This window comes from Macrococcus armenti (assembly GCF_020097135.1).
In the GTDB taxonomy this organism is placed as follows: Bacteria; Bacillota; Bacilli; order Staphylococcales; family Staphylococcaceae; genus Macrococcoides; species Macrococcoides armenti.
Map to the genome: position 1 here is coordinate 904,585 of NZ_CP083608.1, position 23,236 is coordinate 927,820.

The following is a 23,236-nucleotide window of genomic DNA, read 5'->3' on the forward strand; positions in this document are numbered from 1 at the left end:
CGAGCAAAACTAATAAATCGCTATTTGTGGTGCACCCCAAAAGTTAGACTTAAAATCTAACTTTTGGGGTGTTTTATTTGGCTAAATATGATTTGGAATTCAAGCTGAAAATCGTAATTGAATATATTAATGGCACAGGTGGATTCAGTGTTGTTGGTAAGCGTAATGGTATAAGTCGCTCTATGGTTAGAGATTGGTATAGAGCATATAGTGCCTTCGGCATTGAAGGGTTAGAAAGAAAAAGAAGTAAGAAGAAATACAGTTTAGAGGATAAGATTGTTATACTGAGATGGATGAAAGAGAATAATGCTTCATTAAGTATTACTTCAACCAAATTCCGTATTAATAATCCATCTCTTATATCTTCTTGGGTGAATGCTTATAATAAGCATGGTATTGATGGATTATCTGAAAAGAAGAAAGGAAGTCCATCTATGAAGAAGAAAAAAATTAATAATGGTAATAGTGACTATGTGAAAAAAATTGAACATGAAAATGAACTTTTAAGAGCTGAACTTGCCTATATAAAAAAGTTGAAAGCTTCAGGGATAAGTATACCGAACCGACTGCTAAAATCGAATCAAGAGTCATTAAAGAGCTCCGAAAAGATTTCAAATTAAACATTGTCCTTGAAGCACTGAAATTCCCAAAATCTACATATATGTATTGGCAGAAGCAGTTTGATAAAGAAAATAAGGATCAGAAAATAGAAAATCAAATAAAGGAAATTTTTGAGGAAAACGCCATGAATTATGGCTACAGAAGGATTACAGGTGAACTTAGAAATAGAGGATATATTATTAATCACAAGAAAGTTCAGAGAATCATGAGTAAATTGAATTTAAAATCAATCTCATTTACTAGAAAAAATAGAAAATATTCATCCTACAAAGGAAAAATTGGCCGTATCGCTGATAATTTGGTTAACCGTAGGTTTGATACAAATATTCCCTATCAGAAAATAACTACAGATACATCAGAGTTTAAATACCATTATCTTAATGAAAATGGTTTAATTTGTACTGGGAAGCTTTATCTTGACCCATTTATGGATTTGTTTAATAGAGAAATTATCTCATATAGTATATCCAAAAAGCCAAATGCAGAAGGTATTATGTCAGCACTTACAAAAGCTGTGGCATTAACAGATGCATGTGAGTTTAGAAGAACTTTTCATAGCGATCAAGGTTGGGCTTATCAGATGAAAAAATATAGGCAAAAGCTTAAAGATAATAAAATATTTCAGAGTATGTCCCGTAAGGGAAATTGTCTGGATAACTCGCCGATGGAGAGCTTTTTCAGTATTTTAAAACAGGAAATATTCTACGGAAAAGTTTATGAAAGTTATGAACAACTTGAAGTAGCAATTGAAAATTATATATGGTATTACAACAATAAGCGAATTAAATCAAAATTAGAATGGAAGAGCCCGATAGGGTTCAGAGAAAGTAGACTAAATGTAAAAATTGCATAAAAAAATGGAATGGATTTCTCCATTCCAAATAGTCTAACTTTTAGGGTTCACTACAATTTGATTTATTGTTTTTGTTCGGTTTTATTTTTGTCCGATTATTTTATTATTGCAGTGTTTTTATATTTTTGTTATATTTACTAGTATTAAGACCAACTACTAAAAAGGGAATTGAGTACATGAAAAAGTTGACAAAGAAACAAAGACAGGAACAATTATTACAACTGTTAGAAAACGATCCGTTTATTACCGATGAAACGTTAAGTCATGAATTTAATGTGAGTATACAAACCATTCGTTTAGATCGACTTGAGCTTAATATTCCTGAACTAAGAGAACGTATAAAAAAGGTTGCAGAAAAATCTCACGACGAAATCAGAACATTGCCGATGGACGATATTATCGGTGAAGTTATAGATATTTCACTTGATAATATGGCAATTTCAATACTTGATATAAAAAAACAGCATGTTTTCAGCAGAAATAATATTGCTCGCGGCCACTTTTTGTTTGCACAGGCAAATTCTTTATGTGTCGCTTTATTAAATGATGAATTTGCACTTACAGTTTCAAGCACGGTCCAATTCCAAAAACCTGTAATGCTAGGAGATAGAGTCGTTACTAAAGCAGTATTACGTGAGAAAAAGGATAAACGTGCTAAAATTGAAGTGTTAAGTACAGTCAATCAGACACAAGTGTTTTACGGGGAATTTGAAATGTATTACAACAATAAAGGAGCTTCATTATGATAAAAATTGCTGTTGATTTACACGGTGGAGATAACGCGCCACATATTGTTTTAGATGGGATTGAAATGTTTTTAGATCAATTTGATGATGTTGAGATTCATTTATATGGTGATGAATCAAAAAATCATATTCAGCATCCGAATTTAAAAATCCATCATACGACTGAAGTCATTACGATGGATGATGAACCTGTTCGTGCAATTAGACGAAAAAAAGATGCATCGATGGTACGTGCAGCAGAAAGTGTAAAACTAAAGGAAACAGATGCGATTGTATCTGCGGGTAACACGGGTGCACTCATGGCAGCTGGACTGTTTGTGATTGGTCGTATTAAAGGGATTGAACGACCAGCACTGGCGCTAACACTCCCTACAATTAATGACGAAGGTTTTATGCTGCTTGATATGGGGGCAAATGCAGATGCTAAACCTGAATATTTAGTACAATATGCAAAGATGGCTACCATTTATGCGAAGAAAAATCGTGGTATAAAAAACCCAACTGTCGGATTAGCGAATATCGGGACTGAAGATAAAAAAGGCAACCAACTTGCCCGAGATACATTTAATTTATTAAAAGAAGATGATTCGATTCACTTTATTGGTAACGTTGAATCTAAAGCATTACTGAATCATGCTGCAGATATCGTCGTTACAGATGGATTTACGGGTAATATGATTTTGAAAACATTGGAAGGAACTGCAAACAATATTTTTAAGATGCTTAAAGAAACGTTAATGTCATCAACAAAAACAAAACTTGCTGCAGCGTTAGTAAAAAAAGATTTAATGCAGCTTAAAAATAAAATGGACTATTCAGAATATGGGGGTGCTGTATTGTTTGGTGTAGATGGGATTGTCATTAAAGCACATGGCTCAAGTGATAAAAAAGCATTCTTTAATGCACTGAAACAAGCGCGCCAATCTGCTAAGGAAGATGTAACGAATTTATTGAAACAAGAGGTGACACATGAGTAAACGTGCTTTAATTTTTCCAGGTCAAGGTTCTCAATTTGTTGGTATGACTGAGGACTTTAATGAAAGTGCACAAGCAACACTTAAGGAAATGAATGCACTATTAAATATTGATCTACTATCAATGATGCACCATGATGAAAGAATAAATGAAACAACATATACACAACCTGCAATTTTAATGCACAGTATTGCATTATATGAACAATATAAGGGGAAGTATGATTATTGTTTAGGTCATAGTTTAGGAGAATTCAGTGCGTTAGTTGCAGCAGGCGTACTCACGAAGGAAGCGGCAGTTCAAATCGTTTATAAACGTGGGCAGCTAATGAACGAAGCGTATCCGAACGGTATCGGTAAAATGGCAGCAATTATGGGGACAAAACGTGAAGTAATTGAAGATGCTTGTGCTGCGATAAGTAATCACGAACAAGTATTAAATATCGCAAATATTAACGGACCAGGACAAATTGTTGTTTCAGGACATAGTGAAGCGATAGATGCGCTTATTGAACAAAAACAAGCGCTCGGTCTGAAAAAAGTAATACCTTTAAACGTTAGCGGACCGTTCCATTCAGAACTCATGAAAGTTATCGAAAGAGATTTCGAAAACTTTATCAATCAATTTGAATTTTCAGATGCAGTAGTGCCTGTTATTCAGAATGTAACAGCAACTCCAGTTACAGATGCAGATGAAATAAAAGCAAATTTAATTAAACAATTATATTCTCCAGTAGAATTTACAAATTCAATTCAATATTTAATTGATAATGGTGTAACCGAATTTGTTGAAGTTGGCCCTAAAAATGTACTCACTTCATTAGTGAAGAAAATTAATCGTGATGTTAATACGATTAACATTGCAACGACAAATGACTTAAGCGAGGTATAGTATGAAAACAGCAATAGTTACAGGAAGTTCTAGAGGTATCGGAAGAAGTATTGCAATCGCACTTGCACAGAATGGCTTTAATGTTGTCGTTAACTATTCAGGAAATGCAAGTAAGGCGGAGGCGGTAGTCGACGAAATAAAAATATTAGGGCAGGATGCATTTGCGATTAAAGCAGATGTCAGCAATATGGACGAAGTGAAGGCGATGATCGATAAGACGATTGAAACATTTGGAACAGTAGACTGTATCGTTAATAATGCAGGTATCACAAGAGATAATTTAGCGATGCGTATGAAATCTTCTGAGTTTAATGATGTTATTAATACGAACTTAACAGGTGTATTCAATGTTATTCAGGCCGCTACTAGACAACTGCTACGTCAGAAGTCAGGAACAGTTATCAATGTGAGCAGTATCGTTGCAAGTATCGGTAACGCGGGACAGGTGAACTATGTTGCAGCTAAAGCAGCGGTTGAAGGTATGACAAAAACATTTGCACGTGAATTTGCAAGTCGTGGTATACGTGTCAATGCAGTTGCACCTGGCTTTATTAAAAGTGATATGACAGACGTGTTAGATGAAAAGCTCGTGGAACAGATGAAATCACAAATTCCTTTAGGTCAGATGGGGGAACCTGAAGATGTTGCGAATATGGTAGCATTTTTAGCGAGTGACAAAGCAAGTTACATTACAGGCCAAACTTTCCATGTTAATGGTGGAATGTATATGCAATAATTAGTTTGAATACGATTATTTTAAGGAGGTGAAATAATGGAAAACTTCGACAAAGTAAAAGATATTATCGTAGATCGTCTAGGTGTTGATGCAGACAAAGTTACTGCTGATGCTTCATTTAAAGATGATTTAGGTGCAGATTCATTAGATATCGCTGAGCTAGTGATGGAACTTGAAGATCAATTTGGAACTGAAATTCCGGATGAAGATGCTGAAAAGATCAACACTGTAGGTGATGCAGTGAAATACATTGAATCATTAGAAAAATAATAAAATCAATAATATATGGTCCGAACAGAATGCATTTTAGCAAATTGTTCGGATTTTATATTTATTTTATGTATAATGGCTTTTTTTTATGCATTTTTTAACGTAAAATAGTATAGATACTAAGGAGGTACACATGAATAAACGACAAATCATAATTGATAAATTTAAGTTGAGATTAAATGAAACACTATTGAATTTAAACATAAAGCCGAAACAAATTGAACTCTACATACAGGCATTTTCACATTCTAGTTTTATAAACGATTTTAAACTGGCTAAAGTTGAAGATAACGAGCGTTTAGAGTTTCTTGGAGATGCGGTGTTAGAATTGATGGTTTCACAGTACTTATTTCAAAAACATCCAGATATACCTGAAGGAAAGTTGACGAAACTAAGAGCTGCGATAGTATGTGAGCCTTCACTTGTGACATTTGCAAAACTGCTGAACTTTGATCAGCTGATTTTACTTGGTAAAGGTGAAGAGAAAACTGGGGGCAGAACGAGGCCTTCGTTAATTGCAGACGCTTTTGAAGCGTTTGTAGGTGCATTATATTTAGATCAGGGACATGATATGACGAAGCAGTTTTTCGATTACTTTATTTTCCCTGAAATTACAGAGGAACTAATGCATGGTTTGATAGATTATAAAACGTACTTACAGGAATATATTCATAAACTTAAAAATTTACAAGTAACATATCATTTGATTAAAGAAGAAGGGCCAGCCCACTTTAAAACATTTACTTCAGAAGTGAGAATTGAAGGTGAAATGATTGGTATCGGTGCTGGTAGAACGAAAAAAGAATCCGAGCAGAAAGCGGCACAGGCAGCACTTAATCTGCTCACGTCAGGAGAATAACTATGGTTTATTTAAAGACGGTAGAAGCGACAGGATTTAAATCATTTGCAGATAAAACGACTGTAATGTTCGATGAAGGCGTTACTGCCATTATAGGGCCGAACGGTTCAGGAAAAAGTAATATAACAGATGCGATTAAATGGGTGCTTGGAGAGCAGTCTGCTAAATCGTTGCGTGGTGGAAAAATGGAAGATATTATCTTCTCTGGCGCAAAGGACAGGAATGCAACCAATTACGCAGAAGTGACACTTACGATTGATAATCATGAACGTAATTTATCAATCGATGCCGATATCGTTGCTATTACACGTAAATTATATCGTTCAGGTGATAGTGAGTATTTAGTTAATAAACAGAAAGTAAGACTTAAAGATATTACAGAATTATTTTTAGATAGTGGATTAGGTAGAGACGCATTCAGTATTATTTCACAAGGTAAAGTCGATCAAGTATTAAATGCGAAACCTATCGAGCGCAGACAGCTTATAGAAGAAGCGGCAGGCGTATTAAAGTATAAAAAACGCAAAGTTGAAACAGAACATAAATTAGAAGATACGATGAACAATTTAAATCGTGTGCATGATATTATATTCGATTTAAAGGATCGCGTTGAACCATTAAAGATAGAGGCGAGTATCGCAGAAGAATATATCGCACTGTCAGAAGAGATGAAAGATGCGGACATACAAGTAACTGTTCACGATATAAAAACAAATAACGAGCAGTATCAGCAAATCCAGAATGATATTCAGTCATTTGAAGCACAAAAAGAGTTTAAATTGAATAAAAATGAACGTTTGAACGAACAACTTAATGCGAAAAAACAACTGTTAACAGAAGAAACGAAAAGTCTGGAAAGCGATAAATCAAACTTATTGCAAATTACAGAACAGATTGAACGTAATATCGGTCTTCTTAATGTGAACAAAGAGCGACTGAATCATCAGACGAGCAATATTGAAGAGAAACATAAACTTCAATCAAAAATGAATGATGATTTAAAGCGACTAAAGATGAGTTCAGATAAACATGTTACGAAAATTAAAGCGTTAAAAAATGAACGCGTTAAGCTAAAGGATAAACTTTCTGAAACGGAGCAGTCAAAAACAGCACTTGAAGAAGATATTGACACTTTAATTGAAGAAACAAGAAGTGAATATTACGAGCAGTATACATTAAAGACGAAGCTTGAAAATGATATTCAGCATATGCGTTCCCGAATAGATGCGTTTAACGATGACAAAGCTGTAGAAGTTCATGACCAGGTTAAAGCGGAATATGCATCATTATTCGAAAAACATCAATCTATTATTTCAAAAATAAATGAAACCGAGCAGCGCGTACAGCAAAAACGCGCTGAATATACGGAGCAGCAACAACATATCCAGCAGAAAAAACAAACATATTTCAAGGACAATGAACAGCTGAAACAGGCAGAACAACACTTATCATCTTTAGAACACAAACTTAATCGTTTAAAGATGATACAGGAAGAATTTCAAGGATATTATCAAGGTGTAAGATTGTTATTAAAAAATAAACAGCAACTTAAAGGTATTCATCATACAATTCTTGATTTAATATCTATTGATGGACAGTATAATGATGCACTTGATAGTGCGCTTGGTGGGATACTACAGCATATCGTAGTTGATGATGCATATGCAGCACAATCTGCAATTGAATTTTTAAAGTCAAAAAAAGCAGGGCGTGCAACTTTTTTACCGCTGAATGTAATAAAACCTAGAAATATACAACAAAATTTACTAACGGGATTACAACAATTTGAAGGGTTCATTGGAACGCTGAGCCAACTGATTCACGTTGACGCAGCTTACAAACATATTATAGATAATGTTGCAGGTCATATTATTATTGCAACAAATTTGACGGAAGCAAATAAAATCGCGAAGTTTGCGGAATATCGTCATAAAGTTGTAACGCTAGACGGACAAGTTGTCAATACCGGTGGTTCTATGACCGGTGGGAGTAAACAAAAGCCAACACAGGCTTTAACATCAAGAAATGAACTCAATCAGCTTTCATCTCAATATGAAACATTTAAAGCGCAAACAAATGAGCTGAAAGAAAAGGTTGTTGCATTAAATGAATCAATCGCAGAAGAAGAATTTCAGTTAGAGCAGGATAAACAAGAAGGAATCTCGCTTCGCGATGTTCTGCACCAGCACAAGCTGCTGAAAGAAGAATTAAATGCACAGTTAGAGCGTCTGCAATCTCAGATTGATCGTTCAGAGCAATATGAAAAGGTGCGTAATGAAGTTGCACAATTAAAGCTGGATAAAAAAGAATGTGAACAGCAAGTATCAGAAATTGAAACAAAGCTTTCTGCATTAACTGATAAGATAAAAATGTATCAGGACAGTGCAACTAATAAAAAATCACTATTTGATGCATTACAGAGTGAATTACAGCAACTGCATAAATCGATAACGCAGTTAGATGCCGATATACAATATGAAATGAAGTTGCAAAAAGATGTAACACAACAAATAGAGGAAATAAACGAAGCATTATCACAAATTATAACGGACACTAACCTTATTGATCCGGAAGCAATTCAAACAGAGATTGCGCAGTTACAACATAATATAGACAGTGATAACGTAATTAAAACGGACATTATTAATAGCATTGCGCAATATAACAGCAATATAGAAACTTTAAATGAATCAATTGCTTCACTTGAATCAGATATTAGAGCAATAACACTTGAAATTAACGGACTTGTGAATGGGATTGGCGAGCTTAAAAGTCAGTATTCGAGACTCGATGTTTTAATTGACAACTTAATAGAACATTTGAATTTTACATATGAAATGACATATGAAGCTGCAGAAAAATATATGGATGAGCATCAATTGAAAGTTCGTGATGACAGTCACCTGAACGAACTCAGAAGCCGTGTAAAATTAACGAAGATAGCAATTGATGAACTTGGTCCTGTCAATATGAATGCAATTGAACAGTATGCGGCTGTTAGTGAACGCTATGAGTTTTTACAGTCACAGGAAGCTGATTTGTTAGAGGCTAAAGATAATTTAGAGTCTATAATTGAAGATATGGATAAAACGGTAACTGCCAGATTTAAAGCGACCTTTGATATTGTGTCCCAGGCATTCGAACAAATATTTAAACAGTTGTTCGGTGGAGGAGAAGGCCGACTCATATTAACGGAAAATGACTATTTGAATAGCGGTATCGATATATTTGTCCAGCCTCCTGGTAAAAAGCGTCAGCACTTATCACTGCTATCCGGTGGAGAACGCGCGATGACAGCGATCGTATTGTTGTTTGCGATATTAAATGCTAAACGTGCACCATTTGTTATACTTGATGAAGTAGAAGCTGCGCTCGATGAAGCAAATGTTAGTCGATTCGCGCAATATTTGACGACGTTAAAGGAACAGACCCAGTTCATCGTCATCACACATAGAAAAGGAACGATGGAAGAAAGTGATCGTCTTTACGGTGTAACGATGCAGAATTCAGGTATTTCAAAACTAGTAAGTGTAAATTTAAAGGAAATTGATGATAAAAAATTCAAGGAGTTGACAAAATGAGTTTCTTTAAAAAATTAAAAAATAGGTTTGTCGGCAATGATAATAAAGATAATTTAGAGCCTTTATCACCGGATGAAACTGTAGATGTACAACAGGAGGATCCAGTACATCGTGCTGAAGTCTCTGAAAGTGAAGCACATAGTACAATTATAGAACAACCGAAAAAAAATGAGAAAAAGTCAGAGTGGGAATTTGACTTTGATGATGATGATTTAATTTCAATTGAAGAATTTGAAGAACTTGAAGCTCAGCAAATCGGTGCAAAGTTCAGAGAAGGATTAGAAAAGTCCCGAGAAAATTTCCAGAACCGCTTAAACGACTTACTTGCGATGTATCGTACTGTAGATGAAGATTTCTTCGAAGCATTAGAAGAGATGCTCATTCAGGCTGATGTAGGGTTTAATACAGTAATGGAATTAGTAGAATCTTTACGAATGGAAGCGAAGCGTCGCAATATTACAGATACTGCTGATTTAAGAGAGGTTATCGTTGAAAAGATCGTTGAAATATATGAGCAGGAAGACGATAAACTTCAGGAAATGAACATTCAGGAAGATGGATTAACGGTTATATTAATGGTTGGTGTCAACGGTGTCGGTAAAACAACGACGATTGGTAAGCTTGCCCATCGATACAAAGGACAAGGAAAAAAAGTTATGCTTGCAGCCGGAGATACATTCCGTGCAGGTGCGATTGAGCAGCTGCAAGTATGGGGAGACCGTGTCGGAGTTGAAGTAATAAAACAAAGTGAAGGTTCAGACCCGGCAGCAGTTATGTATGATGCAATCGGTGCTGCTAAAAATCGTGGTGCTGATATTTTAATTTGTGATACTGCAGGACGTCTGCAAAACAAAGCAAATTTAATGACTGAACTGGAAAAAGTTAAAAAAGTATTATCTCGTGCAGTACCAGGTGCGCCACATGAAGTATTATTAGCTTTAGATGCAACAACAGGTCAAAACGCACTTGTACAGGCAAAGGCATTTAAAGAAGTAACGAATGTGACAGGTATCGTATTAACGAAACTTGATGGTACAGCAAAAGGAGGTATCGTTCTTGCGATAAGAAATGAACTGCATATCCCTGTAAAATATGTCGGTCTTGGTGAAAAACTTGACGATTTACAACCATTTGATGCCGAAAGCTATGTTTATGGCTTGTTTGCAGATATGATTGAAGCTTCTACTGAAGAAGACAATAAAGCAGCAGAACAATTGAAAGAAGCAAGTACAGATGAATGATTTGCTTAAGACGATGCGTATGAATTATTTGTTTGACTTTTATCAATCGCTGTTAACTGATAAACAAAGAAATTATCTGGAGAAGTATTATATGGATGATGAATCGTTGTCTGAAATCGCAGAAACGTTTGATGTGTCGAGACAGGCGGTTTATGATAATATAAGACGTACGAGTGAATTGCTTGAAGAATATGAAGCAAAACTTGGATTATATAAGAAGTTTGAAGAGAGACAGGCGATTTATGATAAGATTATGGCGCTTAACGTACTTGAATCAGACAAACAACGTATTACAGAATATATAGAACAATTACAAAGAATAGAATAGGGGGTCATTGTATGGCGTTTGAAGGATTATCAGATAGACTCCAGGCTACAATGCAGAAAATAAGAGGTAAAGGTAAAGTTACCGAAGCAGATATTAAAACAATGATGCGTGAAGTTCGACTTGCATTATTAGAAGCAGACGTAAACTTTAAAGTAGTGAAAGAATTTGTTAAAACAGTATCGGATCGTGCGATAGGTTCAGATGTCATGCAGTCTTTAACACCTGGACAGCAAATCATTAAAATCGTTCAGGAAGAGCTTACGACATTAATGGGCTCTGAAAATACACAAATTAATATGAGCAAAAAGCCGCCGACAGTTGTAATGATGGTCGGTCTGCAAGGGGCAGGTAAAACGACAACTGCTGGTAAACTGGCACTGTTAATGCGCAAGAAGTACAATAAGAAACCATTACTTGTAGCATGTGATATATATCGACCAGCTGCGATTCAGCAATTACAAATAGTAGGGAAACAGATTGATATCCCGGTGTTTACGCTAGGCGATCAAGTTTCACCAAAAGAAATTACAGAACGTGCATTACAACATGCTAAAGAAGAACATTTAGATTTCGTTATCATAGATACTGCAGGTCGACTGCATATCGATGAAGCGTTAATGAACGAACTTGTTGAAGTAAAAGAAGTAAGTAAACCTGATGAAATTATGCTTGTCGTAGATTCTATGACTGGTCAGGATGCCGTTAACGTAGCGGAAAGTTTTGATAATCAACTGAATATTACAGGTGTCACATTAACGAAACTCGATGGTGATACACGTGGTGGTGCGGCACTGTCAATTCGTAGTGTAACGCAAAAACCGATTAAATTTGTAGGTATGAGTGAAAAGATGGACGGGTTAGAACCATTCCATCCTGAACGTATGGCTTCACGAATTTTAGGTATGGGAGATGTACTGAGCCTCATTGAAAAAGCGCAGTCTCAAGTAGATGAATCAAAGGCGAAAGAATTAGAACAGAAGATGAAGACGTCTTCATTTACGTTTGATGATTTCCTTGAACAGTTAGAGCAAGTTAAAGCACTTGGACCGCTTGATGAACTCCTTAAGATGATTCCTGGCGCGAATAAGATGAAAGGTTTGAACAACGTCAATATGAATGCGAAACAAATTGACCATGTTCAGGCGATTATTCGATCGATGACAAAAGAAGAGCGTAACAATCCTGCAATTATAAACGTCTCAAGAAAGAAACGTATTGCTAAAGGTTCAGGCAGAAGTTTATCTGAAGTTAATAAACTGATAAAACAGTTTGAAGAAATGAAGAAGATGATGAAACAGTTTACAGGAATGAAAAAAGGTAAAAAAGGCCGTAACCCATTCCAGGGTATGAACTTACCATTTTAAATAAAAAAGCAGAAAAAACTTGATTTTTTCTGCTTTTTATATTAAATTATACTCTGTAAAGAAAAAACACTTTACAGGGAAATGGATTCCTGTTAATATTAGTACTTGAGAAAAGATTAGAAATGGAGAGATTTATAATGGCAGTAAAAATTCGTTTAACTCGTATGGGTTCTAAAAGAAACCCATTCTACCGTATCGTAGTAGCAGATGCTCGCGCACCACGTGATGGTCGCATCATCGAAGCAATTGGAACATACAATCCAGTTGCAAAACCTGAAGCAGAAATCAAAGTTGATGAAGCTTTAGCTTTAAAATGGTTAGCAGATGGCGCTAAACCAACGGATACAGTTCGTAATATCTTATCAACACAAGGTATTATGGAGAAATTCCATAACCAAAAAATCGCGAAGTAATTGCGATGGAAAAATTAATACAAACAATTGTTACGCCGCTTGTTGATCATCCGGAAGATATTAAAATCGTCAAGGAAGAACACGCATCAAGCATTACTTACCGCTTATCTGTTCACGAAAGTGATATGGGTAAGGTTATCGGTAAACATGGACGTATCGCGAAAGCGATGCGCACAGTTACAAGTGGTGCAAAGCATACAACGAGTAAGAAAGTGTTTGTAGAAATTGATTAAGAGTGCCTTTTTTGGTACTCTTTTTTTATGAGATGGAGGTTATGTAAATGGAAATAAACGTAGGTAAAATTGTGAATACACATGGTGTAAAAGGCGAAGTTAAAATATTAACCGCATCTGACTTTGCGTCAGAGCGCTTTAAGCCTGGTAAAGTGCTGATGATTCCATTTAAAGAAGAGAAAGTAACATTGACAATTAAGTCATACCGCACACATAAAAACTTCCATATGGTTTCATTTGAAGGTTTAAACAATATTAATGATGTTGAAAAGTATAAAGGACTTGATGTATTTCAAGATATTGAAAACGAAGACATTGTTCTTGATGAACATGAATATTTCTACTCGGATATAATTGGTTGTACGGTTTTTGATGATGCACGTGAAATTGGTACAGTTAAGGAAATATTTGAAACTGGTGCAAATGATGTATGGGTCGTTCAAGGTGAGAAGGAATATTTAATTCCATATATTGAAGATGTAGTGAAATTTATTGATATTGATCATAAAAAAATCATTATTGAACCGATTGAAGGATTATTAGAATGAAGATAGATTTTTTAACGCTATTTCCTGAAATGTTCGAAGTGCTGAACCATTCGATAATGAAGCGTGCGCAGGACAAAGGCATCGTTCAGTTTAATGCTGTTAACTTCAGAGACTATGCAGGCAATAAACATCATCAAGTTGATGATTATCCGTATGGTGGTGGTCAAGGGATGGTTTTAAAGCCGGAACCGATTTTTAATGCACTTGACGCATTAGACAAAACAGATAAAACGCGGGTTATCCTTATGTGCCCGCAAGGCAAACCGTTTACGCAGAAGGTCGCAGAATCTTTAGCAGAAGAGTCGCACTTAGTGTTTATTTGTGGTCATTATGAAGGGTATGACGAACGTATACGTGAACATCTTGTTACAGATGAACTATCAATCGGAGATTATGTACTGACTGGTGGAGAACTTGCAGCAATTACGATGACAGATGCAATTGTGAGACTTATTCCGGAATCTATTAAAGAAGAAAGCCATAAAGATGATTCCTTCTCTACAGGGTTGTTAGAACACCCACAGTATACGCGTCCTGCTGATTTTAATGGAATGAAAGTACCGGACGTACTATTAAGTGGTAATCATAAAAACATTGAGACATGGCGTCACGAAATGCGTTTAAAACGTACTTATGAGCGCAGACCCGATTTGCTGGAAACATATCCTTTAACGGATTCAGATTACAAATATATAGAATCATTACAAAAATAAAATAACTGTCAATATATATTGCTTTACAGGGTGAAATGTGATATTATTTTAAAAGTGTGAATCACACATTAATCACTATGATCCGCTGAGCAAAGACTTAAGAACATAGGCAGAAGGAGAAGATAATATGAATAACAAATTAATCGATGCTATCACAAAAGAACAATTACGTACGGACATTCCTGCATTCCGTCCTGGTGACACTTTAAAAGTTCACGTACGTATCGTAGAGGGAACTCGCGAACGTATCCAGGTATTCGAAGGTGTAGTAATTAAACGTCGTGGTGGAGGAATTTCTGAAACTTTCACAGTTCGTAAAATTTCATACGGTGTAGGTGTTGAGCGTACATTCCCTGTACACACACCAAAAATCGAGAAAATTGAAGTATTACGTCGTGGTAAAGTACGTCGTGCGAAGTTATACTACTTACGTAGCTTACGTGGTAAAGCTGCACGTATTAAAGAAATCCGCTAATAATACAAGCTGTCCAATGATTGTTCAGCATAATAAAAGCGTGAGACAATTGTCTCACGCTTTTATTTTTTTAAGTTTTAAACGTCGAACGTAAAAGAATGTTAAAATCATTCCGAGTATAGAAATAATCTGCATAATACGGAAATAAGGTGGCGTATATTTTATCGTAATATGTTTTGCGTCCTTGTCAACTTTGACTGCCGTCATCAAATAATTTCCTTCCATAATCGGTGCATCTTTTCCGTCAACGTTTGCTTTCAAACCTTCTAAATACGGCACAGGAATTACAACATAACCTGCTTTATGCTTCGCAAGCGTTATTTCCATCTTATCTTTATTTTTCTTAAAGAGATGCGTATTCTGATTTTTAGAAGCTGATTTCAAATGTTCATAATCTTCGTCATAAATACCAAGTAATTTATATTGATACGTACCTGGTTTTAATTTTAATTCTACTATATCTGAAGCTTTTACTTTTAATGTAATAACCGGATTGAATCGACGATAATCATCATTCAGTGGTTTTCTTGATTGATAAATTTCATTTATCCATACGTAATGATAATCTGTCGCTGTTTTAGATTCTATTGCCATCGTGACATATAGATCTTTTGCATTTTTTATTTTGTCTTTATTTAATTTATAAGTGATGCCGCCATTCTCTGTTGTAACAACGAGTTTTTCCCCATTTAATGAAGCGCCTCGTAAATTTTCTTTTACATTATCCTTTAAGTTTGCAGTTGGTTTTACTTTTGAATTTGCTGCTTTTGCATCGTTTAAAACGACACCATCAAGCATCGCATGCTCACGGTCTATTGGCTGTTTTAAATCTTTCGCATCAAACACTTTGTCGGTTACACGAACGAAAGGTAGAGGATGCGTATTATTATAGACGTAATATTTTTTTGATAAATCATTTTCTGCGTATAAGTTGCCACGCTCATAGCCATAAGGTATTGTGATGGATTCATTCTCTCGAACAATCTGATTGACATTAAACAAACTATTAAGGTTCGCGCGTTCTCCAAGTCTGTAATAAATTGAGTTACTATCAGTGTCCATTGTGATATTCAAATCTTTGTCATAAAACTGATAAATGTCTTTATTGAATATACTTGAGTATAGTTTAACACCGTTAAATTGCTGTAACATCGGTGTATTATGCGTAATCGATGTTTGCCAGTCAATGCGATCAACTGGCTTTTGATGTTCTTTAATTTCATTAATAATACGCTTTTGTATCGGTGAATTGTATTCCTTAGACGTAATATAATCAATATTGCGTTCCTTTTCAGGGTGCAGCGTATCAATCTGTTCAGTCATATATCCATAAACGAAGAAATTTGTCATGATAAATATCGTAACGTGCGTTAAAATATAACTCAGTCGATGTTCATTATAAATATAATATCCGATAAACAGACAGAAGATCGGTATGAAAATTAACCATATTAAAAATTTTTCATGACCGACGATTGATATTGGATAAATCAGTGCTGCAGGTATTAATGATATAAAGAATGATTTTATCGTCAACTCACTTAATTTGTTAAGATAAATCGCCGATAAAACTGAAGTCGTAAAAACTAACAAATATATCCATCGTCTTTGATCGATTGAGAATCCGTTAAAGAAACTATCAAAATATGGACTTAAAGAGCCGATCATAAAAATTAATGAAAGAATTGCATATAGTCTGTAATCATAATGTTTATATAATGCAAATGTTGCTAAGGCAATTACTGCAACTGCACTAATAACGACATAGTACCCATCGTAAAATAAATTATAAAATCCGACCATATCAATAATTGGATTGAGTTTAATAGGCGAGAGTGTACGGTCATTCATTAAATAACTCGTTGCACCTGTAAAAAATCCGACGCTGCTGATCATTAATGCAAGTAAGCCGCTAATGCTACCTGTTAACAATTTTTGCTTACGATTCAGTATATCTGATTCTTTTTGAAAAAGTGTTCTGTATATGAAATATATAGACACAAAAATAAATTCATAATAACTGAAGTAGAAATTTGCATGTAATGTTAAAGCGATTGAAATGATGAACAGTAGCGGTTTTCTTTCCTTGAATAATCGCTCTAAGCCTAATATCGTCATTGGAAGCCATAGCATTACATCACTGAAGAAACTCCATGTAAACGTAAAGAAATAATATGCTGTAGACCAGCCATACATAAATGATCCAGTAAATGATGCAAATCGATTTAACTTCATATATCTTAAAAACTTATAAGTCACAAAGAAGATTAAAGTCAGTTTTATTATCGAGATGAAGATTTGATTTTTTACCCAGAAAACCGGATCCGTCACATCATATGGTAAAAACAAATCACCGATGTAAACGAATATAAAGTTCATATACGTTATTGGTGACGTAGCATAGTAATAGGAAAGACTCTTAAAGAAATCTCCGCCAATACCAAAGTCCATATCATAAAAAAAGTGGAAATGTGAAAACTTATTATACAAGTACATCTGAAACGGAATCATCTGTGCGATGCCGTCACCTTTTCCAGTGAACAATGTACCGCGATCAAACATTCTGTATAGTACAACACTATGTGCAATGATTGCACATAGTATTGAAACAAGCAGTATTGTTATATTTGGAAATCGTTTAATGGTTCTTTTCATGCTGTTCTAACCTCACAAATTTCAAGTATAGTAATGCAAGTATTATACCGACCAATGATAATGAAATCATTAATTTAAAGTATGGTGGTGTATATTTAAAAATAACTGTTTTCGTATCTTTAGTGACAGGTACTGTTGACATAATGTAATTACCACGTTTTACTTCTGTTTTTTTACCGTCAACATATGCTGTCAGACCATCTCTGTAAACGATAGGCACAACCATTGTACCGTCTTTTGATGATTTTAAAGACACAGTCATCTTATTACCTTCATCTTTAAATTTATATTGTACAGACTGCTTTACATTTGATAAGTGTTTATAATCTTCACCGTATATACCATTTACTTTTAATTTATATGTACCTGGTGTAAGGCCGATTAATATTTTATTGTTATCAGGAGATTTCACTCGGTACAATAAGTCATCATAATGCGTACGGTATTTGCTCGTCTGGAATAATCGGTTGTTTGCATATTTGTTAACGTTAATTTGATGATTTGTGATTGGTTCTATAATTTCAACATGCATATCTAAATAGAAATCATTATATTTTTTCTTTATTGCTTCAGGTATTTCAATTATGAGTCCGCCGCTTGGAGGATTTACCTTTAATCTTTCATTGTCTGAAATCCATGATGCACCACTTGCAGTTATTTTGACCTGATCAAGTAAGTTTTCTGCGTGGTTTAATTTAAAGTTTGTCGGTTCGTCGTCAGATACGATACCTTCAATCATTGCATGTTCACGGTCAATAATTGTTGAAACATCGTTTGTATTCATAAATTTATCAGTTATTCGCACGAATGGAACGGGTTTAACATTTTCATATGTCTTATATTTTCCATCATCCTGAATTAGCTTGAAGTTTTCTGGAATATCAGTCTGATATGATTTTCTAACAAGATATTTTACATTAAATAGAGAAGCTAAATTACTTCTTGACTGGAATGTCGAGTAGCGACTTACAGATTCTTCCTTCAAGTTAATTTTTAAATCTTTAAAATAAAAATCAACGAGTGCACCATCAAAAATACTCGAATATAAACTTACTCCTTTAAAACTTTGGTACATTGGTGTGTTATCTTGTTCCAAAACACGCCAGTCTATACGTTCATCGTCAGAAACTTTATCTTTAACCTGGTTGATAATATACTTTTGTAATGGTGAATCATATACACTCGATTCAATATAAGTCATTTTTGCGCGTTTATCTATGCCTGGATTATAATTATCCAGTTTATTATGCACGCGAATAACATCCCAGTTAAAAACCAGTATAAGTGCAATCATAAGTCCGTATAGCAATTGCTGTTGCTTTTTATTCTGTATTAAGAGCACAGTAAGTCCTATGATGATGATGACCGGCATAATATAAATCCATGATACTGCTTTATGAATCATAATATGACTGATGATTACAATAATACTGCCCGGAACAATTGAGATTAAATATTGTTTTACAGGAATCGTTCTAAAGCGCATTATATACATTCCAATTAATCCACTCGTGAAAAATGATATTAAATAATGCCAACGTTTCTGTGGTGCACTAAATCCATTGAATACTGAGTCAATGAATGGAGTAAAACTTAAACACATCAATATGATGGACATTATACTAAAGAACTTATAAAAGTAATTATCATATAGCTTAAAAGTAAAAATTGCCTGTACTGCTAAAAATAATACAATGACTAAATAATTATCATAAAATATATTTGCATTTTGATCGAATGGATCAAAAAGAGGGATTCCTGCTTTGTAAGGAGCACGTTCATTTTGTAAAAAGCTTTTTACACCGTAGAAGAAGAACATACTGCTAATCATTATCCCGATAATTGACATTGTCACAAAATGAATCCATTGTACTTTACGTTTTACAGTGTCGTATTTTGATGTAAATATGTTTCTTGCTATAAAATAAATAAGACCTGCTAGTAGATGATAATAAGCAAAATAAAAATTATTAATAAATATAAGCGCTACAGCGATAATGAAGACTGAGCGTTTTTTATTCTGTATGAAACATTCAATACCAAGCAGCATAAGTGGTAAAAAAATAAAAACATCACTAAAAAATGACCAGTATAAAGTGAATCTGAAATAAATTGCAGACATTACAAACAAAAATGCTGCGAGCAATGCTGAAGTATCATTTAGTTTAATTTTTCTGAAATATAGATAGCTAAACAAAATAGCGACAGAAGATTTAAATATTGATACATAAAAGGCATTTTTTGCCCAGAATGTAACAGAATCTGTTCTAAAGTTCAGAAATAAATCAAGAAACCAAACAATAATGATATTAATGTAATAAATAATATTTGTTGAATAATAATATGCTAGATCAGTGAAGTAATCACCGCCAAGACCGAAATCCATACTATAGAAAAATTCACCTTTTATAAATTTCTGATATAGGTAAAGTTGCATTGGCAGCATTTGTTCAAGCCCATCATTTGGGCCAGTAAAAATAGTACCATCTTTTAAAAAACGGTAAATATAAAAACTGTGACCAAAAAGGGCAAGAAGTAAAACAATTACTGGGATAAATATTTTTCTGTTGTTTTTCATAATTTACTCCTTTGTTAGTATATAAGTTGTTACTAAATAAGTTATGGGTATCGTAAAAATTAATGCTGGGAAAGGGGCATACACTTTATCGATATGTAGTAGTTCTACAAATATAAAAAGTAATAACGTTTGGATGCCCATATTTACGACTTGTGTTAATGGAAATTGAATGAATTTTTTTAATGTTGGTGAGACTTTATAAACAAAGTAACAGTTTAGAAAATATGAAACAATAAAAGAAGCGACAAATCCTGTTAAGTGACTTGGTAAGTAACTTATATTCAGCACCTTTAATAACAGCAAATAAACGAAATAATAATTGAATGTATTGATCACACCTACAACAATAAACTTAATAAGACGGCTATAGCGATTTATCATGCGCGATTTCTCACTTTCTTCTGAATGTCTGTTTCATTAATATTAGTATCGCAGATGATATAATGCGGTCGACCTTTCGTTTCATAATATATTCTGCCGATATATTCACCGATTATGCCTAGACCGAACAATTGTACTGAGCCTAAAAATAAAACTGAGGCGATAATCGTGAAATACCCAGGCTCTTCAATACCATGACTTAATATTTGAATAAATGTAATCAGAATATAGAGTAAACATAATGCCATCGTAACGGCACTGAAATGAAAACAAAGACGTAAAGGTTTATTGTTGTAACTAATAATACCGTCAATTGCATAGTCGATAAGCCGTTTTGGTGAGAAAGAAGAAGTGCCTTCATGGCGTTCTACATTTTTGAAATTAATCGTTTTCTTTTTAAAACCGATCCATTCAAATATCCCTTTAGAAAACCGATTGTATTCTTTTAAAGATAAGATGCTGTCAATAACACGTCTAGATATTAAACGGAAATCACCTTCACCATCTGTAAGTTTAATATCAACTGCATTATTAATTAATTTATAGAATAGCTGTGTCGGTAATTTTCTAATGACATGTTCGCCAGTTCGATCTCGTTTCATTACGACTTGATCATAACCTTCATTATAATAAGCAATCATTTCTGGAATGCGTTCTGGTGGGTGCTGCAAGTCGGCATCAAGAATGATGGCACAGTCACCAGTACAAGCATTAAGACCTGCAAGCATTGCAGACTCCTTGCCGAAGTTTCTTGAAAATGAAATATACTTTAATTGAGAAAATAATTGTGCTTGCTGTTTAATGATATGTAATGAATCATCTTTACTGCCATCATTGACGAGTATCAACTCATACTCATATTGATACTGTTGCATAGTTTGATCTATTTTTTCGGTAAGTAGCCGAATATTTTTTTCTTCATTATAAATTGGTGCAATAAGTGAAATTAACATAGTGGCTCCTTTAATATGTGTTAAAATATAAATAAATCATAAAATTATTTTAACATACAATGTTAATAATAATAGTTAAACATTATTATATTAAATTAGTAGAAAGTAGTGAAATTATGGCAATACAATGGTTCCCTGGACATATGGCGAAGGCAAGGAGAGAAGTAACGGAGCAGTTGAAGCTTGTCGATGTAGTTTTTGAATTAGTAGATGCACGCATCCCTTACTCTTCAAGAAATCCGATGATTGACGAAGTGATTAAGGACAAGCCGCGTGTCGTATTATTAAATAAGATGGATATGGCAAATTTAAATGAAACAAAAAAGTGGATGTCTTTCTTTGAAACACAAGGTTTCTATCCTGTTCTGATCGATAGTAAAAATGGTAAAAATTTATCTCAAGTGACGAAAGCTGCAGAAATTGTTACGAAAGAAAAGTTCGAGCGCATGAAACAAAAAGGATTACGACCACGTGCCATTCGTGCAATGATCGTTGGTATACCGAACGTTGGTAAATCAACATTGATAAATCGTCTTGCGAAGAAATCAATCGCTAAAACTGGTAATATGCCGGGTGTTACAAAAAAACAACAATGGATTAAAGTTGGCAAGACATTAGAATTATTGGACACACCAGGTATTTTATGGCCTAAATTTGAAGATCAGACTGTCGGTAAAAAATTAAGTTTAACAGGTGCAATTAAAGATAGTATTGTACATCTTGATGAAGTGGCGATTTATGGAATTGAATACTTGCAGTTAAGAGATTTAGCAACATTGAACAAGCATTACAATATTAATGTAGAGCAGGATACACCTTATATTGAAGTGTTTGATGCAATCGGAAAAAGCCGAGGATTGAAACTAAAAGGAAATGAAATTGACTATGAGTCAGTAGTAGAATTGATCATTAGAGATATTAGAAACGAAAAAATTGGTAAGTATACGTTCGACCATATTTCAATGTTAGAGGCTAGCGATGAAGAGTAATCAATATACTATTGCAAAACTGAAAGAAGAAGTAAGCGCGATGCAACTATCAGAACTCGCTGATTTTTTTAGTGGAGAGACAAGAAGTGGTGCGCTAAAAGTAAGACAAGCGAGAGAAAAACTAATAGCACTTGAATTAAAAGCGATAGAGAAATATTCGCAAATGCTGGAATATGAGCACCGATATAACGATAAAGTCGTATGTGGTATTGATGAAGTTGGTCGAGGTCCATTAGCGGGACCAGTAATTGCATGTGCAGTAATCTTAAATGATGGACATCAGTTTATCGGGTTGAACGATTCAAAACAATTATCGAAGCAAAAACGAACGTTAATGTACGATGCATTAACACAATCAGTCACATATGCAATTGGAGAAGCGAGTGTAGAGGAGATTGATGCGCTGAATATTTATGAGGCGACAAAACTTGCAATGCATAGAGCAATTCAGCAATTACCAGTTCAGCCTGAAGTATTACTGATTGATGCGATGAAGCTAGATACCGGTTTAATTGAGGAATCTATTATTAAAGGTGATACGAAAAGCATTTCTATCGCTGCAGCTAGTGTTATTGCTAAAGTGTACCGAGATCAGTTGATGGAAGAAATACATAATGATTTTCCGTTTTACGACTTTAAACATAATGCTGGATATGGTACTAAAAAACATATAGAAGGCTTGAAGCAATACGGGATAACAAACCATCATCGAAAATCATTCGAACCGATCAAATCTATGTTAAAAACTGAAGGAAATGCAAAGACAATTACGAAACAATCGTAACTGTCTGTTTTTTTAAGCGTTTGCGGTTTACAATAGCGCTTTCATTTTT

Annotated in this window: 23 protein-coding genes; 19 read left to right on the forward strand and 4 right to left on the reverse strand. The window is 34.4% G+C overall.

Annotation, left to right across the window (positions count from 1 at the left end; all coding sequences use genetic code 11):
• Positions 1-77: 77 nt before the first annotated feature.
• From LAU42_RS11930 to rplS, 17 genes are all read left to right on the forward strand, one after another.
• Positions 78-620 carry a helix-turn-helix domain-containing protein gene (locus tag LAU42_RS11930; RefSeq protein WP_325051779.1) on the forward strand — a complete coding sequence of 181 codons (543 nt, stop codon included), beginning with the start codon at positions 78-80 and terminating at the stop codon, positions 618-620.
• Complete coding sequence (locus LAU42_RS11935) at positions 590-1,474, forward strand: IS3 family transposase (protein WP_338147638.1); 885 nt, start codon at positions 590-592, stop codon at positions 1,472-1,474. Before LAU42_RS11930 ends, LAU42_RS11935 begins: the two co-directional genes overlap by 31 nt.
• A 176-nt stretch (positions 1,475-1,650) precedes the next feature.
• A complete protein-coding gene (gene fapR / locus LAU42_RS04715) occupies positions 1,651-2,220 on the forward strand; it encodes a transcription factor FapR (RefSeq protein WP_224184534.1) in 570 nt (189 codons plus the stop codon).
• A complete protein-coding gene (plsX, locus tag LAU42_RS04720; protein ID WP_224184535.1) occupies positions 2,217-3,197 on the forward strand; it encodes a phosphate acyltransferase PlsX in 981 nt (326 codons plus the stop codon). Before fapR ends, plsX begins: the two co-directional genes overlap by 4 nt.
• Positions 3,190-4,086 carry an ACP S-malonyltransferase gene (gene fabD, locus LAU42_RS04725; RefSeq protein ID WP_224184536.1) on the forward strand — a complete coding sequence of 299 codons (897 nt, stop codon included), beginning with the start codon at positions 3,190-3,192 and terminating at the stop codon, positions 4,084-4,086. Before plsX ends, fabD begins: the two co-directional genes overlap by 8 nt.
• Position 4,087: 1 nt before the next feature.
• Entirely contained in the window at positions 4,088-4,822 is a 735-nt protein-coding gene (fabG, locus tag LAU42_RS04730; protein WP_224184537.1) for a 3-oxoacyl-[acyl-carrier-protein] reductase, read from the forward strand.
• 36 nt (positions 4,823-4,858) lie between these two features.
• Positions 4,859-5,092, forward strand: coding sequence for an acyl carrier protein (locus LAU42_RS04735; protein WP_086042355.1), 234 nt, complete (start codon positions 4,859-4,861; stop codon positions 5,090-5,092).
• Between the two features lie 133 nt (positions 5,093-5,225).
• A complete protein-coding gene (gene rnc / locus LAU42_RS04740; protein ID WP_224184538.1) occupies positions 5,226-5,951 on the forward strand; it encodes a ribonuclease III in 726 nt (241 codons plus the stop codon).
• A gap of 2 nt (positions 5,952-5,953) precedes the next feature.
• Positions 5,954-9,532: a chromosome segregation protein SMC gene (gene smc / locus LAU42_RS04745; protein ID WP_224184539.1), complete on the forward strand. Its 3,579-nt coding sequence runs from the start codon at positions 5,954-5,956 to the stop codon at positions 9,530-9,532.
• Positions 9,529-10,773, forward strand: a complete 1,245-nt coding sequence (gene ftsY / locus LAU42_RS04750; RefSeq protein ID WP_224184540.1) for a signal recognition particle-docking protein FtsY — start codon at positions 9,529-9,531, stop codon at positions 10,771-10,773. The genes smc and ftsY overlap by 4 nt, the downstream gene beginning before the upstream one ends.
• Entirely contained in the window at positions 10,766-11,101 is a 336-nt protein-coding gene (locus LAU42_RS04755) for a putative DNA-binding protein (RefSeq protein ID WP_224184541.1), read from the forward strand. The genes ftsY and LAU42_RS04755 overlap by 8 nt, the downstream gene beginning before the upstream one ends.
• 11 nt (positions 11,102-11,112) lie before the next feature.
• The gene (gene ffh / locus LAU42_RS04760) at positions 11,113-12,465 is read left to right on the forward strand and encodes a signal recognition particle protein (protein ID WP_224184542.1); all 1,353 of its coding nucleotides are present in this window, start codon (positions 11,113-11,115) and stop codon (positions 12,463-12,465) included.
• Positions 12,466-12,602: 137 nt separating this feature from the next.
• Positions 12,603-12,878 carry a 30S ribosomal protein S16 gene (rpsP, locus tag LAU42_RS04765; protein WP_041635895.1) on the forward strand — a complete coding sequence of 92 codons (276 nt, stop codon included), beginning with the start codon at positions 12,603-12,605 and terminating at the stop codon, positions 12,876-12,878.
• A 5-nt stretch (positions 12,879-12,883) separates the two neighbouring features.
• Complete coding sequence (locus LAU42_RS04770; protein WP_224184543.1) at positions 12,884-13,111, forward strand: KH domain-containing protein; 228 nt, start codon at positions 12,884-12,886, stop codon at positions 13,109-13,111.
• 47 nt (positions 13,112-13,158) lie between these two features.
• The gene (gene rimM, locus LAU42_RS04775) at positions 13,159-13,659 is read left to right on the forward strand and encodes a ribosome maturation factor RimM (RefSeq protein ID WP_224184544.1); all 501 of its coding nucleotides are present in this window, start codon (positions 13,159-13,161) and stop codon (positions 13,657-13,659) included.
• Complete coding sequence (gene trmD, locus LAU42_RS04780; protein WP_224184545.1) at positions 13,656-14,372, forward strand: tRNA (guanosine(37)-N1)-methyltransferase TrmD; 717 nt, start codon at positions 13,656-13,658, stop codon at positions 14,370-14,372. The genes rimM and trmD overlap by 4 nt, the downstream gene beginning before the upstream one ends.
• A 127-nt stretch (positions 14,373-14,499) precedes the next feature.
• Complete coding sequence (gene rplS / locus LAU42_RS04785) at positions 14,500-14,847, forward strand: 50S ribosomal protein L19 (RefSeq protein WP_224184546.1); 348 nt, start codon at positions 14,500-14,502, stop codon at positions 14,845-14,847.
• Positions 14,848-14,901: 54 nt separating this feature from the next.
• Here the strand turns inward: rplS and LAU42_RS04790 are convergent, their stop codons facing one another.
• From LAU42_RS04790 to LAU42_RS04805, 4 genes are read right to left on the reverse strand one after another with little or no spacing between them, the layout of a single operon-like run.
• A complete protein-coding gene (locus LAU42_RS04790; RefSeq protein WP_224184547.1) occupies positions 14,902-17,502 on the reverse strand; it encodes a YfhO family protein in 2,601 nt (866 codons plus the stop codon).
• The gene (locus tag LAU42_RS04795) at positions 17,486-20,080 is read right to left on the reverse strand and encodes a YfhO family protein (protein ID WP_224184548.1); all 2,595 of its coding nucleotides are present in this window, start codon (positions 20,078-20,080) and stop codon (positions 17,486-17,488) included. Before LAU42_RS04795 ends, LAU42_RS04790 begins: the two co-directional genes overlap by 17 nt.
• 3 nt (positions 20,081-20,083) lie before the next feature.
• Positions 20,084-20,461: a GtrA family protein gene (locus tag LAU42_RS04800; protein WP_224184549.1), complete on the reverse strand. Its 378-nt coding sequence runs from the start codon at positions 20,459-20,461 to the stop codon at positions 20,084-20,086.
• Positions 20,458-21,414 (reverse strand): glycosyltransferase family 2 protein, encoded by a 957-nt coding sequence (locus LAU42_RS04805; protein WP_224184550.1) that lies wholly within the window; start codon positions 21,412-21,414, stop codon positions 20,458-20,460. The genes LAU42_RS04800 and LAU42_RS04805 overlap by 4 nt, the downstream gene beginning before the upstream one ends.
• A 116-nt stretch (positions 21,415-21,530) precedes the next feature.
• Here LAU42_RS04805 and ylqF point away from each other — a divergent pair, with 116 nt between their 5' ends.
• Entirely contained in the window at positions 21,531-22,403 is an 873-nt protein-coding gene (gene ylqF, locus LAU42_RS04810; protein ID WP_224184737.1) for a ribosome biogenesis GTPase YlqF, read from the forward strand.
• Complete coding sequence (locus tag LAU42_RS04815) at positions 22,393-23,187, forward strand: ribonuclease HII (RefSeq protein ID WP_224184551.1); 795 nt, start codon at positions 22,393-22,395, stop codon at positions 23,185-23,187. The genes ylqF and LAU42_RS04815 overlap by 11 nt, the downstream gene beginning before the upstream one ends.
• The last annotated feature ends 49 nt before the right edge of the window (positions 23,188-23,236 follow it).